Origin of the sequence: Paraglaciecola arctica BSs20135, assembly GCF_000314995.1 — a bacterium.
GTDB lineage: Bacteria > Pseudomonadota > Gammaproteobacteria > Enterobacterales > Alteromonadaceae > Paraglaciecola > Paraglaciecola arctica.
This window is the reverse complement of sequence record NZ_BAEO01000065.1, coordinates 1-14,397: the sequence shown is the minus strand read 5'-3', so window position 1 is coordinate 14,397 and position 14,397 is coordinate 1. Positions and strand designations below refer to the sequence as shown.

14 protein-coding genes are annotated in these 14,397 nt (G+C 40.9%); 7 read left to right on the top strand and 7 right to left on the bottom strand.

The annotated features are described in order from the left end of the window. Nucleotide 1 precedes the first annotated feature (1 nt). On the top strand, nucleotides 2–916 hold the full coding sequence (locus GARC_RS22575) for a hypothetical protein (protein ID WP_007624893.1): 915 nt from the start codon (nucleotides 2–4) through the stop codon (nucleotides 914–916). Nucleotides 917–926: 10 nt separating this feature from the next. Here GARC_RS22575 and GARC_RS22570 read toward each other — a convergent pair whose 3' ends face one another. Both GARC_RS22570 and GARC_RS22565 read right to left on the bottom strand, forming a co-directional pair. Then, nucleotides 927–2,132 (bottom strand): type II toxin-antitoxin system HipA family toxin, encoded by a 1,206-nt coding sequence (locus GARC_RS22570; protein WP_052151564.1) that lies wholly within the window; start codon nucleotides 2,130–2,132, stop codon nucleotides 927–929. A 56-nt stretch (nucleotides 2,133–2,188) separates the two neighbouring features. Continuing rightward, complete coding sequence (locus GARC_RS22565) at nucleotides 2,189–2,509, bottom strand: helix-turn-helix domain-containing protein (protein WP_007624891.1); 321 nt, start codon at nucleotides 2,507–2,509, stop codon at nucleotides 2,189–2,191. 316 nt (nucleotides 2,510–2,825) lie between these two features. On the opposite strand from GARC_RS22565, the gene GARC_RS22560 reads away from it, so the two are divergent. Further along, entirely contained in the window at nucleotides 2,826–3,716 is an 891-nt protein-coding gene (locus GARC_RS22560; protein WP_039990353.1) for a pseudouridine synthase, read from the top strand. A gap of 63 nt (nucleotides 3,717–3,779) precedes the next feature. Here the strand turns inward: GARC_RS22560 and GARC_RS22555 are convergent, their stop codons facing one another. Beyond that, nucleotides 3,780–5,201, bottom strand: a complete 1,422-nt coding sequence (locus GARC_RS22555) for an aldehyde dehydrogenase family protein (protein WP_007624889.1) — start codon at nucleotides 5,199–5,201, stop codon at nucleotides 3,780–3,782. Between the two features lies 1 nt (nucleotide 5,202). Next, nucleotides 5,203–6,087 (bottom strand): fumarylacetoacetate hydrolase family protein, encoded by an 885-nt coding sequence (locus GARC_RS22550; RefSeq protein WP_007624887.1) that lies wholly within the window; start codon nucleotides 6,085–6,087, stop codon nucleotides 5,203–5,205. A 197-nt stretch (nucleotides 6,088–6,284) separates the two neighbouring features. Here GARC_RS22550 and hpaH point away from each other — a divergent pair, with 197 nt between their 5' ends. Together hpaH and GARC_RS22540 are read left to right on the top strand one after the other, a co-directional pair. Then, on the top strand, nucleotides 6,285–7,085 hold the full coding sequence (hpaH, locus tag GARC_RS22545) for a 2-oxo-hept-4-ene-1,7-dioate hydratase (RefSeq protein ID WP_007624885.1): 801 nt from the start codon (nucleotides 6,285–6,287) through the stop codon (nucleotides 7,083–7,085). Nucleotide 7,086: 1 nt separating this feature from the next. After that, on the top strand, nucleotides 7,087–7,854 hold the full coding sequence (locus GARC_RS22540) for an aldolase/citrate lyase family protein (RefSeq protein ID WP_007624883.1): 768 nt from the start codon (nucleotides 7,087–7,089) through the stop codon (nucleotides 7,852–7,854). A 262-nt stretch (nucleotides 7,855–8,116) separates the two neighbouring features. Here GARC_RS22540 and GARC_RS22535 read toward each other — a convergent pair whose 3' ends face one another. From GARC_RS22535 to GARC_RS22525, 3 genes are read right to left on the bottom strand one after another with little or no spacing between them, the layout of a single operon-like run. After that, entirely contained in the window at nucleotides 8,117–9,577 is a 1,461-nt protein-coding gene (locus tag GARC_RS22535; protein ID WP_007624881.1) for an aldehyde dehydrogenase, read from the bottom strand. A gap of 9 nt (nucleotides 9,578–9,586) precedes the next feature. Next, nucleotides 9,587–10,867 (bottom strand): cytochrome P450, encoded by a 1,281-nt coding sequence (locus GARC_RS22530; protein WP_007624879.1) that lies wholly within the window; start codon nucleotides 10,865–10,867, stop codon nucleotides 9,587–9,589. Between the two features lie 25 nt (nucleotides 10,868–10,892). Further along, a complete protein-coding gene (locus GARC_RS22525; RefSeq protein WP_007624877.1) occupies nucleotides 10,893–12,191 on the bottom strand; it encodes a type I glutamate--ammonia ligase in 1,299 nt (432 codons plus the stop codon). 152 nt (nucleotides 12,192–12,343) lie between these two features. Here GARC_RS22525 and GARC_RS22520 point away from each other — a divergent pair, with 152 nt between their 5' ends. The 3 genes from GARC_RS22520 to GARC_RS22510 all read left to right on the top strand — a co-directional run bounded on the left by GARC_RS22520 (nucleotide 12,344) and on the right by GARC_RS22510 (nucleotide 14,212). After that, on the top strand, nucleotides 12,344–13,219 hold the full coding sequence (locus GARC_RS22520; RefSeq protein WP_007624875.1) for a DODA-type extradiol aromatic ring-opening family dioxygenase: 876 nt from the start codon (nucleotides 12,344–12,346) through the stop codon (nucleotides 13,217–13,219). A gap of 464 nt (nucleotides 13,220–13,683) precedes the next feature. Further along, the gene (locus GARC_RS22515) at nucleotides 13,684–13,935 is read left to right on the top strand and encodes a type II toxin-antitoxin system Phd/YefM family antitoxin (RefSeq protein ID WP_007624873.1); all 252 of its coding nucleotides are present in this window, start codon (nucleotides 13,684–13,686) and stop codon (nucleotides 13,933–13,935) included. Further along, complete coding sequence (locus GARC_RS22510; RefSeq protein ID WP_007624872.1) at nucleotides 13,925–14,212, top strand: type II toxin-antitoxin system RelE family toxin; 288 nt, start codon at nucleotides 13,925–13,927, stop codon at nucleotides 14,210–14,212. Before GARC_RS22515 ends, GARC_RS22510 begins: the two co-directional genes overlap by 11 nt. The last annotated feature ends 185 nt before the right edge of the window (nucleotides 14,213–14,397 follow it).

Genomic DNA, 14,397 nt, shown 5'->3' with positions numbered 1-14,397 from the left:
CATGAAAATAGCAGAGTTAAGAAACAGGCCCTTTGTCCTTTTGGTGTTAAAAGACGGTCTTGCTGAGGGATACTTTTCTGAGGAATTTGTACATAAAACTAAGCAACAATTGTCAGATATGTCGCTGCGGATCGCCTCTGATAATTTATCTATTATTTATGCTGATCACGTTAAAAAAGCTTGTGAAATAGTCCTAGGGATCATCAACCTTGGGCTATTAAGCCATTGCGAAAATAGCACTGAAAAAGCTAAAGAGATTATCAAAACCGAAGGTATTGTTTATTGTTTTAGAGCGGGTTGGGCAAAATATTCAGGTTTGAAGTTGATTTCGGCCGACTATTTTAAACAAGTTAAACTCAGCACTTATGCGTTAGCCGCCAACGACACCTCGGACATAAGATTACTACATGCCGATTTAGTCAAAAAAGGCCAAGACAGCTTAAGGTTACTAAACTTATACCGAAACATATCGTCTCAATATGCCGCCAACGTGGTCATACCTGAAACCGATGAAGACTACTTAAAATTTGAGCTGCAAAAACTGCTCAACTCAGCAGTGGCGCTAATGTTGATAGACTCTCAGGAAAAGGTTTTTAATAATGAGCGTTACAACCAACTGATTGCTTATTTGAGCAATACCGATGTGAAGTTGGTGCTTGAAAAGTTTGCTCAATGTGTGACAAATTTTGCTGAAAAACAACCTCCCAGCACTAAAACCTATCTTGAAGAATCGTCTTTATTGGATTTTAGTGAATTTAAATCAATCATATCGTCACGAAAAAAAGTAGCAGTTTATATCCCAGAAATATTAGAACTGTCGGTCAATGTCACCAATGAATTACATGATGATTTTGAAGGCGGCTACGATTTTGGTGCGGATGATCAAGATGATATCGCTTATTTAAAACCTGAGTAAGTTTATCGTATTAGACATTAAAAGCGCCTCTCATTAACTGTTGATCTGCGCGACTAATTTTCAGATTAGTCGCCAGTGACTGCCATTTCGATACTGAATGCAATACTTCATCGTAGATCTTCTGAGCATGCTCTGCCGATAACTGAAATAGTTCAGCAACTTCAAAAGCTAGTTGGTAATCTAGGCTGTTGTTGTGTTCTGTTATATTTAAATGTAGCCCACTTTTATCAATTGAAGGATTGATATCGTAAGCAGGAGATAACAACCAACCACTAGCGCCGCGCTGACTCGAAAGAATGAAGCCATGATTCCTTAAATGGTCGTCGGTATTTGATACCGCTATATTGAAAATGATACGACGCCACAACTGCCGTAAATCTTCCTTGGCGTTTACACCATTATCTGTAATGAACTCTGCCAATTCTAAGTAACTAGAGTCGCCATCACCGTCATATTTTTCAAGCTGTGTTAGGGCAGATGAAAAATGTAATCGCCCTTGGGGTATTCTATCAAAACGTTTGGTGATAAAAGTATGGTGTTCGTGCTCAAATCTCTCTAACCGGCACTCAGACATATAAATCCCTGCCTTTTGAGCCAACTGATAAGTCATATATTCCCATGCGGCTATATCTATTTCGTCATTTTTTCCGGGAAATTTAGCGATCCATTCACTTCCATCTTTTTCGGTAACACTGGCCTTTGGACGCGCACCACCAAGAGAACCTCCGGGTACGATCAAAAGTTTGAGCCATTTTAGCGTTTCATCATCTTGTGTATTATCATCTTCGACAATACGTTGAGACGCGTAAGCTAATTCTTTAATTGATGACATTGGTGGGGCTGCCATCCCGTCGTTGTCATCTAAAAAAGGTCCTAGTAGATCTAGGCTAAACCTTAATCCACCCATCCTATATTTGTCATGCACGCCCAATAAATAGTCGCTATCGAGAAGCGTTTTGGGTTTACGATCTTCTTTACGGGCAACAATAGCCTCTCGTCTTTGTAATAATGTTTTTCCCCAACGATCAGGGCATGAGTCCAAAAAGCTTCTGAAATTGTAATTGCTGCCATCTGTCTTATGAAGTGGCCCACTGTAGAGAGATAACTCCGGATCAAATTGAAAAACATTGGGGCCGTGGAGCCAAGTATCATCGTATTCGAATCGATACACTTCTTTGTTTCGATGTGGACTGCAATAAAGCCTACCGATTAACATTGGCGTATCTATACCCACCCAGTTGGCGTGTACATATATGATACGCTTGGTTTCACTCACGATTTTCTCCCTCTTAGCATATCTATGTCTTGGAGTTTACGGCCAAGCTCATCATCCATAGCTACTTTTGCTAAGTCTTCTAACAAGCCAATAGCACTAAGCACAACAACATAGTGTCCAATTGAAACAGAAGGGCTACCTTTGGCAATAGCCTGAATAGTCTTAGGGTTTATGCCAGTTCGCTCGGCAACAATATTAATACTCAGCTTTCGTCTTTTAATTGCTAGCTTTATATTTTCACCTAACTGAGTCAGTATTTTTTGCTGCTTAGGGAAAACTCGAGCTTTTCTAGACTGTTTTTTCTCAGAAGAGAGCACAATAATACCTCATAACGTACACTTTGAACCATAATAAAGGATCGCAACAATAGTAACAAGGCAAAGAATTGAAAATGTAAAGGTGTTATAATGGTTCATTCATGCCTTTATAGTCCGTTATAATGGCTTGTTTGAGTGGTTGGCTGTGTGAAGTCGTTCATATTGCTGTCTGGTAGCAAGATCCATAATTGCCAGTTCAACAAAAAGGTAAGAAGGTTGCTGATAGCTAATCAATAAATGTTTACTATGCGTATTTTGTTAAACTGTTATCAATTTAGATCTGAAAATCCCTATTGGATCAACTACGAGTGCAATTATGGCTATAGCTAATTCTCCGTCCAAGCTCAGCCTACCTCAGCACAATCCTGGTGTTACGACTGTTCTAGAATTTCTAATTCTCAAGTTTCCGGCCATCTCAAGTGAGGTGTGGCAGCAACGTATGGTTGATGGCAAAGTACATTGGCATGATGGGGGGCTAATTAACGCGCAGTCACTTTTTGCGGCGCAGCAACGAGTTTACTATTATCGTGAAGTTGCTAGTGAGCCAGTGATCCCATTTGCGGAGAAAATTGTCTTTCAGGACGAGTTGATTTTAGTGGCATACAAACCGCATTTTTTACCTGTTATGCCTGGAGGTGAATATGTTGAAGAGTGCCTACAAAACCGTTTGCGTAATAAAACCGGTAATCAACAATTACAAGCCGTGCATCGTATTGACAACGGTACCGCAGGTTTAGTGTTGTTTGCAGTTAACCCTAGTTCACGTGCCCAATACCACAATTTATTTGCTGCCCAACAAGTCACTAAAACCTATCAGGCAATTGCCAGTACAGTTAACCAGTCGGTGAAACACAACCAGCAATGGGAAGTGATAAATCGTTTAGAGAAATCAACTCCAAAATTTGTCATGCATATTGTCGAAGGCCTAGCCAACAGCCATTCGCGTATTAGGTGTTTGCAACATTCAGCCGATAAAGCCTTATTTGAGTTAAACCCGATTACAGGCAAAACCCACCAACTTCGGGTGCATATGCAAAGCCTTGGCTGGCCGTTATTAAACGACAATTATTATCCACAGTTACAGTCAAATAAACAAAACGATTACAGCAAACCGCTACAACTATTAGCGCAACAGCTGCAGTTTATTGATCCGATTACACAACAACAAAGGTGTTTTTCTAGTCAGACTGAGCTTAGTTTAGTTTAGGTTAGCAGGGCACACCTTGGATGTGCCCTCATATGAAGTTAGTGGATTTAACTGTGTCTGGGCTTATTGCCCACCATATATTGATTTATATTCTAGGAACTCGCCCAATCCAAACTCGCCCCATTCTCGGCCATTACCAGACATTTTAAATCCGCCAAAAGGCGCATTGGAATCTAACCCTGCACCATTGATATGTACCATGCCAGTTCGAAGTTGGTCTGCAATTTTAACCGCTTCTTGATGATTATCTGACCAAACATATCCAGATAAACCATATTCTGAATCATTAGCAATATCGATAGCATCAGGCAGTTTGTCATATTTCATTAAGCACAACACAGGGCCAAATATTTCTTCTCGGGCTATAGACATTTTATCAGTGACATCACCAAATATTGTTGGTTTAACAAAATAGCCTTGCTGTAATTCTGCAGGTATATCTAAACCACCAGTCAAAAGTGTCGCTCCTGATTGCATGCCACTTTGTATGTATTGTCTGACTTTTTCAAAATGTATACTGCTGGCCACAGGGCCCAAATCAGGAGATGTATCTGGCATACCCAAACTTAAGGCTTGTGCACAATTGGCAATTTCATTACTAAGTTCATCGTATTGATTGGCAGGGATCAATAAACGGGTTAGAGCGTTACAAGATTGACCACTGTTAAGCATGGCTGAATCAACGATTTGTTTTGCGACATTTTTAATATCAATATTGCCGTGCACTATGCCAGCAGACTTACCACCGAGTTCAAGGGCAACTCGTTTAATAGTGGGGGCTGCAGAATTTGAAATAGCGATACCGGCCCGTGTTGAGCCTGTAAACGAAACCATATCAATATCTTTGTGGCTAGTTAAGCTGTCACCAATACTTGCACCTGTGCCATGGATCAAATTGAAGACACCTGCAGGCAGACCTGCTTCGTGGCAAATTTCAGCAAGAATAATGGCATTCAATGGGGCTATTTCTGATGGTTTTAACACCATAGTGCAACCTGCAGCCAAAGCCGGAGCGACTTTGGTCGCAATTTGATTCATTGGCCAATTCCAAGGTGTGATTAGTGCGCAGGGGCCTATGGGCTCTTTACGAATTAAAGTACCTTGGTTTGTTGTTTTAGAAAACGAGTAGGTTTTCATTAACTCTATAATCGCAGAAAAATGTTGCGAGCCAGAAGGTGCTTGTGCCCCTTTTGACAAACCTATAGGTGCACCCATCTCAATGGAAATAGCCGCAGCAATTTCATCATTACGTTTAATCAGTAACCCATTAATATCCTCTAACAGTTGCACTCTTTCTTTGAGTGGTAATGCCGAGTAGCTACCAAATGCATTTTTTGCGGCCATAACTGCTGCATCGACATCCATAGGTGTTGCATTGGGTAGATGACAAATAACGTTTTTTGTTGCCGGGTCGATCACTTCGATGGTTTGTGACCCAAGAGGATCAACCCACTTACCATTAATGTAAAATTGCTGAGTATTCATATTATTTCTCTACTTTAGATTTGTAATGTTTTGCACCTTCTCCTGTGGCTGCACGCTTGCCTCTGTGTTCCCAATCACCGCCCATAGCAGTTGAAATTACTTCTTCTGATTCAGTTGGTTGGGCACCACATCCTTCTCTTATAGGCGCGGGACCAGTAACAATGTGGTTGGTTAGTTTACCCAAACCTTCCACTTCTACTTCACAAATGTCACCTGGATAAACGGGGCGACTATTAGCTGGTGTACCAGAAAGCAGCACATCACCTGGTAGTAGGGTAATTGTTCTGGCGATATCGGCAACTAGGTAATGCATGTCCCATTGCATGTTGTCAGTATTGTCTTCTTGAACCACTTTTCCATTTACATAAGTGCGGATCATTTTGTTTTTGAAATCCCAACCTGTTACTAATCCAGGTCCAATTGGGCATAAAGTATCCGACCCTTTAACGCGAAGCATTGAACCTGCATCTGTATCTCTGAAATCGTGCAAGCCATAGTCATTTGCTACCGTATAACCAGCAATGTATTCGCCCGCATCTTCAGGTGCGATGTCTTTACAATGTTTGCCGATAACAATAGCAATTTCACCTTCGTAATTAAGGTATTTGCAACGATCAGGACGAACAACCGCTGCTTTATGGGTGTTCATTGCTGATAATGGTTTATGAAAATAAGTAGGAGTCGGCGGAAGTTTAGTCATAAACTCATCTACCCTGCTGTGATAGTTGAGGTGCACACAAACAATTTTGGTCGGCTCGACAGGTGGTAAATGAATAGCATCGTCGATGGCAACAGAACGTCCATCTTTTGCTACTAATCTGTCGCCTACTTTTTCAGTCAGAATAGGGTACCCATCTAATAAGATCTTGCGGAATTCTTGTGTCATTTTAATTTCTCATATAAAAGCGTGGAAGCTATCATATGACGTTGAGAAAAAATTCACTTAGCAATTGCGGTCAAAGTAACTTTCTTCTCTGGTAACTCTATCAATTTAGGTTCAAATTAGCGTCATAGTGCCGTGATTTAACATACGACTATAGCTAAATATAACTTTTATTGTTTCTTATACTGGAGGAGTTTTTTTTGTTAAAAGCAGATATTAATAGCATTGCTAGACGACTACATCAGGCCGAAAAAAATGTTGAACGAATCAAACAAACCTCCTTGGAATATCCTGATATCACCATTGAAGATGCCTATGCTATTCAAACTGAATGGTGTCGTATAAAAAGTGAAGAGGGACAAATAGTTAAAGGTCATAAAATTGGTTTAACATCTAGAGCCATGCAGATGCAGGCAGAAATAGATGAGCCAGATTTTGGAACGTTATTTGACCAAATGTTTTTTGAGGATGGTGCTCGGATACCTGCTGAACGTTTTCTCACTCCTATGGTTGAAGTAGAGTTGGCATTTATTCTAAAACAGCCATTAAAAGGCCACTCGGTAACGGTTTTCGATGTTCTTAATGCTACTGATTATATTACCCCTGCATTAGAAATTATCGATTTCAGAAATAATGGTGTGGACGAAGGGCAAAAACAAACTCGTACTGTCATGGACACCATTTCAGATAATGCGGCTAATGCAGGGATCATATTAGGTGGTCGCGCTATCAAACCACATGATATCGATTTACGCTGGGCATCAGCATTGTTGTATAAAAATGGCACCATTGAAGAAACTGGGGTTGCCGCCGGGGTTTTAAACAATCCTGTCAATGGGATTGTCTGGTTATGCAAAAAACTAGCTCAATTTGATATTGGCTTAGAAGCCGGTGAAGTGGTGTTGGCAGGGTCATTTACTCGACCTGTGGCAGTTAAACCTGGCGATACCATTCATGGCGATTACGGGCCATTAGGTTCTATTACTTGTCGGTTTATATAATATGAAAAAATTAACGAATTCATTTAAAACAAGGTTATTGGCAGGAGATACTCAATACGGATATTGGCTTGCCATGGCTAACGCTTATACTGCTGAAATTGCCGCCACTTGTGGTTTTGATTGGCTACTTATTGATGGTGAGCACGGTCCAAATGATGTGCGTTCCATACTTGCGCAATTACAGGCAGTGGCACCTTATCCAGTTAGCCCAATAGTACGAGCAGTTGAAGGCACTACTGCCAACATCAAACAATTGTTGGATATAGGTGCACACAATCTGCTCATTCCAATGATTGAGTCAGCAGAACAGGCAAGTAATATGGTCGCCGCAACTCGTTACCCACCTAAAGGTAATCGTGGCGTAGGCGCAGCACTTGCGCGCTCTTCACGGTGGTTAGCCGTAGAAAATTACGGAGCTGATATTGAGGAAAATATTTGTCTGATTTTGCAAATTGAATCGCAAAAAGGCATTGATAATCTCGATGAAATCCTAGAAGTAAGTGGTTACGATGCAATCTTTATTGGCCCTTCAGACCTTGCTGCATCAATGGGCTATCCGGGTCAAACAGATCATGAAAAAGTACAACAAGCTATTTCAATCGCTGTTGATAAAATTAAGGCCGCGGGCAAGGCAATCGGTACGTTAAGTACTGAGCCTAGCATGATCAAAACCTATGCTAATTTAGGTGCGACGTTTATTGCGATTGGGGTTGATACACTTAGCTATGCAGAATCAGCGCGAAACCTAGCTAAACAATATATTAAATAAGCTACCAAACAAATAGTAACGTTCTAACCTATTGTTTTTATTCTAGTTACTTTAGAAGATGCGACACGTCTTAACCCGAGTTCAGGTTAAATAAAATTAATAGAGTGGTAGTGAAACTACGCTCAGAATTGATTAACACCCTATTCCTACAATCGATATTTAATTACCACTGGTAATATTAATCAAAAAACCTCCTCACCCTATTAGCATATAGTGAGGAGGTTTAATGGGAATAATCCAAGCTAACACTAACATTCAGTGGCTACTTAACAGACCCTTCAAGTATTTGTAATGTCTTCAAATCAGAGTGGAACTCAAGCGCGTAGTGCCCGCCTTCACGGCCTAACCCACTAAGACCAATGCCCCCGAAAGGTGCAGTTAAGTCTCTTACTAGGAAAGTATTAACCCAAATTGTACCGCCTCGTATCAATCTGCCAACACGTTCTGCACGTTCTTTATTTCCGGTATAAAGAATTCCAGAAAGTCCAAAAACCGTTGAGTTTGCTAACTCTACGCCTTGTTCCTCTGTGTCAAAGGTTTGGAAAGTAAGCACTGGACCAAATATTTCACTCTGTACTACTTCAGATTGATTACTTTTGGGAGCAATTAAAGTAGGTTCAAACCAGAGTTTACCTTCTATAAAGCGTTTACCGCCCCGTAAAATGGTATCGCCGTTTTCTCTAGCGCGATTAACAAAACCTTCTACTCTATCAACGTGTACTGGGTGGATCATGGCAGACATAGTGGTTTTACTGTCGCGACTGTCGCCCATAACATGCTGATCTGCATATTTGTTGAATAAGGCCAAAAACTCATCTTTGATACTCTGCTCAACAATGATCCGTGTACCTGCCATACATACCTGGCCAGAATCATCGAATTGACCGGCAGCTTTTTTGGCTGCGGCATCGATATCAGCATCAGCAAATACCAACAAACAAGATTTGCCACCTAGCTCAGCTGTAAAAGGCACTATATTTTCTGCTGCCGCTTTACCAATTATTCTTGCGGTTGGCACAGATCCAGTGAATGAAATACGTTTAACCCTTGGGTCATTAACCAAAGCATTACCCACTTCACTACCTAAGCCTTGCACAATATTAAAAACACCTTTTGGAAACTCCGCTTTTTCAATTAAATCTGCCAAAACAGACGCTGAAAGAGGTGACCATTCCGCTGGTTTTAATATAACAGTATTACCTGCTGCTAGTGCTGGCGCACACTTCCAAGTAGACAACATAAAAGGTGCATTCCAGGGTGTGATAATTACCGCAGGACCCGCTGGCGTGCGGATCACTCGGTTCAAGGTGCCCTTGGAACTCCAGACTCTTTCCTCATGCTCAACCGCGAGGTCGGCATAATTTCTAAAATTAGCGGCGCCTCGTGGTACAAGTCGTAGGTTAAGGCTTTCAAATAACATAGCCATGTCACTACATTCAACATTAGCTATTTGTTCTTTATGTTCTTCAATCAGATCGGCGAGCCGGTGTAAATAAACGGCCCGTTCTTTTGCTGATAAGCCACTCCATTGTGAAAAAGCCGTAGTAGCTGATTCAATGGCCAATTGAGCGGTCTCTTCGTTGCCCCTTGCCACATTTCCTAGAACAGTATCCCAATCCATTGGGGACCGTGTTTCGAATGTCTCGGCAGAAGCTACTCGGGTGCCATGAATGAAGTGATCACCAGACACCATAACCCCATTTACATTAAAGCGATTAGTCATAATGTTCCCTTATTTAACAAACTTAACGGGCAGTTTTTTGATCCCAAGAATAAAGTTTGAACGCAGATAACTATGTAGACCTACTTGTTCTATTTTACTGACACGGTTTGCCAATTCTTCAAGCACAACTCGCACTTCGAGTTTTGCCAAAAACATACCTAAACACACATGTGGGCCACCCTGACCAAATGACAAGAAACGATTAGGTTTTCTCAGTAAATCAATTTCATAGGGATTGCCAAATATCTCCTCGTCTCGATTAGCGGATAAGAACCACAGCACCACCTTATCGCCTTTTTTCACCTGTTTACCTTTGTACTCAAAGTCATCGGTAGCGGTTCTTCTGAAATGAGTAGTAGGTGAAGCCCAGCGGATTAATTCATCTGTGGCACTTAGGAAAAAATCTTTGTTACCTATATTGTCTTTTAACTGTTGCATTAGTGTTGGGTGGTTTGCCAAAGCATGCATACACGCGGTGAGGCTGTATCGAGTGGTATCGTTTCCGGCTGCCACTAATAAGCAGAAAAAGTTTTTGAATTCATCATCAGATATGACGTTACCATCTTTGTCTGGTTCTAAGATCAAGTTAACAATACCTACGGCTTCTCCATTTCGTTTGCGCTCTATCAGTTTATCGGCGTAATCGAATAATTCGATGGCGGCAGGAGAACGAAATGGCAACATTCGGTATTCTTCAGTGTCGACTTTATCAACCACAAAATCTGTATAGTCTGGATCACTGTTGGATATTAAAGAATCCCCTTTTTTTACCAACCATTCTAAATCTTCGTCTGGCACCCCAAGGATCCCACCTAACATACGCATAGGTAGTTGCGCAGCCACTTCTTCTACTGCATCAAACTCGCCTAGCTTTAAGCCTTTTTCGACTAGCTCTACCGTAATATTTCTAATTTGCTCTTCATATTGTGCAATTTGTGCATGGCCAAAAGCTTTGTGCATGATCAGTCGAGTTTTAGTATGTTCAGGAGGATCGGTTTCCTGAAAGGTTTTTCTGGCTTCGTATTCTTCTTCTGTTTGATCTTCAATGCGAATACCTTTGCTGGATGTCAGCAGAGCAAAGTCCTTGTTCAACTTTTGAATATCTTTATGTTTAGTGACTGACCAGAAGCCTCTGCCATCGACTTCATCGCACCAGGTAAGTGAGTCTTGGGCACGCATTCGTGCAAATGTCTCAAAAGGTGCACCTTCATTAAACGCATCAAGTGAAGACAGGTCTATTTGGTCATCTTTTGATAATGAAAATGGATATTGCCAATTTGTTTGTGACATGTGCTGTTCTCCGTAATTTTGCTAATTAAATATAGAATGAGTAATAAGAGATCACTTCATCGGCTGACTTTTCTGACAGTTCTTCTGCCTCTGCACGTTTGATGGCACAGTAGTTCGCTATTAACTCTTCACCAATGGCGGACGTTAGTGTTTTGTTTGCTTCTAGTAAGTCAATTGAATCTGCTAAGTTGTCTGCAACGTGGCGCTCAGAGCTGACTTGTTCAAAACCGTCATATTTTTCTTCATCAGGTAACGAATAGTTATTTTCGTAACCTAAAAGAGCGGCTTGTAACACAGCGGCAACTGCAAAATAAGGGCTAGCAGCACCGTCGCCAACTCTATGTTCGATTCTGGCACCGGCACCCATTTCGCTAGATACCCTAACGGCGACAGCGCGATGGTCGTGGCCCCAATTAGCCCAATATCCGCACATGCTAGCTGGCTTTAATCTCTCGTATGAGTTTACGGTTGGCGCAATAATGCTGCCCAAGGCTTCGTGATGTTCTAACAAGCCTGCAATACAGCCTTTGGTTAAATCCGACAATGCCCCTTTTGCGACACCACCTGCTAAGGCATTGTTGCCCTGAGTATCTTTAAAGCTGATGTTGATATGTAAACCTGAGCCACTAAGTTCAGCAAAAGGTTTTGGTAGGAAAGAAAGCAAGTAGCCTTTTTTGTAAAGTATTTCTCTGGCTAAGTTTTTGAACAAGAAAAAGTCATCACAGGCTTTTAATGCATCAGCATATTTTAATGTCAGTTCAAATTGAGGGGCATCAAACTCTGCATTTAAGGATTCAACTGGGATATTGCATTTCTTAGCCGCCTCCCAAATTTCATCCATGAGCCCTTCAGGATCATTAAAAATCCCCGTTCCATAAACGTATGCGCCCGGAGATTCATAAGGAATTAACTGGTCACCCTGTTTGGTAACCACATAAGCTTCGCCTTCCAAACCTATCATTGGCGACAAGCCATGTTTTTCCCACGCTGCAATAGCACGCTTTAACGCGCTTCTTCCGCAAAGCCCATAGGGTTGTTCATGTTCATACACATCGGCAAGAGCAATGACTGAATTGTCTTCCCAACTAGGTCGATAATTTGCAGGGTCAAACTTCATGCAAACATCTGGAAGGCCTTCTTCTAAACCTCCACCAGGTGCATTCACAAGTTGTTTAGAGTAAGTCACTGCATATACGCCTTTGCATAACATTGCCTCACCATTAGAAGCAAAACTTTCAGGAATATACTTTCCTCTTGCGAGATTTAATTGATCACAAAATAACACTCTAATCTTTTGGTCTTTTATTTCGTTGCCTTTATTCATCCAAGAACAGCCATGGTTATATGTTTGATACCAAGTTATGTGTTTCTGATAAAAATGTCTTAGCAATAGAGGACAACCTATCGCTTTGCCGTTTTCTTCTTCGGGTTTAGGCCTAAGATAGAATTGTAATAAATTTAACGAGGATGATAATCATGGGTGAAATTGTAGGTGCTGGGCTAATATCACACGTTCCGACAGTAATGCTGTCAAAAGAAATTAGGGATGAGCTTAATGATGGAAAAGAGATTTCTCTGATCCCTGGATTTCATAAAATCAGAAAAGAAGTCTTAGACGTAGTCAAACCTGATGTGGTTATTGTCTTCGATACTCATTGGGGCACGCTAGTAGAGTTTGTGGTGACGTCTCACGCTCGGCGAACAGGTAAATATACTTCTGATGAACTACCGAGAGGTATGTCTCAATTGCCTTATGACTTAAAGGGCGACCCAGAGCTAGCAGTGAGTATGGTAGATAAGATCAATGAAGAAGGCATTAGATGTAGCGCAATCGACGACCCCTATTTACCCATCCATTACCCAACTATTAACCTTGCTCACTACATGGAAAAAGGCGAGGCGTGGATTTCAGTGTCTTGCGCCATGACTGCCGGTGTAGAAGAAAACCTCGCAGTAGGACGAGGCATAGCTAAAGCTATCGCAGAGTCAGGTAAAAAAGTGGTATTGATGGCAAGTGGCTCAATGAGTCATACCTTTTACCCCTTCAAAGAATTACATTTACATGAGTCTAGCGATCCTAAACATATATTTAGCGATGCGGCTCGCGAAGCAGACTATGAGCGTTTAGCCTGGTTTAAAAAAGGCGACCATGCGTCAGTTATTAATAATATGGATGACTATTATCAATATAAACCTGAAGGTCGATTCGCTCATTACCTGATGATGGCCGGCGCACTTGGCGGAGAAAAATGTACTGCCAAAGGCGAACAATATAGCGATTACGAAAACTCAGTAGGTACTAGTCAGGTGCATGTTTGGTTTGATAAACCTGAGAATGGATGGACAGGTTAGGACAACTGCTTATAGATGAAAAACGCGCTATTGAGTGCGTTTTTCATTTTAATGAAGGCGGAAACAGTAGTGACGTAGCTACTTAAGATCAAAATATGCCTAATTGAAGCTTACAAATTACTTAAACACCAAAGCGAGTAGTAAAAGAATCTAAGGCAGTTTTTTTGCTATTTTAAAAATGGGTGTCTTTATAGATGTTCAATGAAGGTTATTGATAGGAAACTCGGCATATTAAGTCGTTAATCCCTTCCTATTAGCCTGATATTGTTTCCAAATAGTCCGTTCAAGTAAATTCCCAGATAAATCGATAAGTCATTGAAATAGCTGGCATGCTCAATTATTGTCTTAGCATTATAAAATTACTGGCTGGGAATGATAAATTCTACAGCCTCGTTAAGTTCTAGCTAAACATCAAAATTGGGTCTAAAGTAAGTGCTTAATTTAACACTTAATTGGTGAGCGCAATGAGACAAGTTTTAGCTGACTGTTCAGCAAGTATTTCTGAGCTTAAAAAAAATCCTACTGCTTTATTAAATGAAGCTGATGGCGCAGCCATCGCAATATTAAACCATAATAAGCCTGCAGCATATTTAGTACCCGCAGAAACTTATGAGTGGCTAATGGATGTTGTTGATGATTACGAATTAGGTAAAGTTGTAGAAGAACGTCGTGGTGATTTATCAAAAGCGGTCGAAATAAATTTAGATGACTTATAAATTAAAGTTTCTTCCCGCAGCTAAGAATGAATGGGATAAATTAGCCGAACCTCTTAAAAAACAATTTAAGAATAAGCTTGCGGAGAGACTTGAAAACCCACATGTACCATCAGCTAAATTGAAAGGGTATGAATCAGTTTACAAGATTAAATTACGTACGGCTGGATATAGATTAGCTTACGAAGTGTTAGATAATGAGATCGTGATTTATGTATTAGCGGTTGGAAAACGTGATAAAAATACTATTTATAAAAAATTGGCTTCACGCATGGAGTAGCAGCGGTATAACAAGTTTATTAAACATCATTACTGCCAAAAAACGGCCTTCACTAAACCTGCTAAACCTGCGGTAAACCTGCGGTAAACCTGCGGGGTCAGGTTCGTTGAAAAATAAAAGTCACTTAGGTTTGGATGAGTTAAACGCTTTAGATCTCCTATCACCTCCTTGTGGTAATGGCTTGA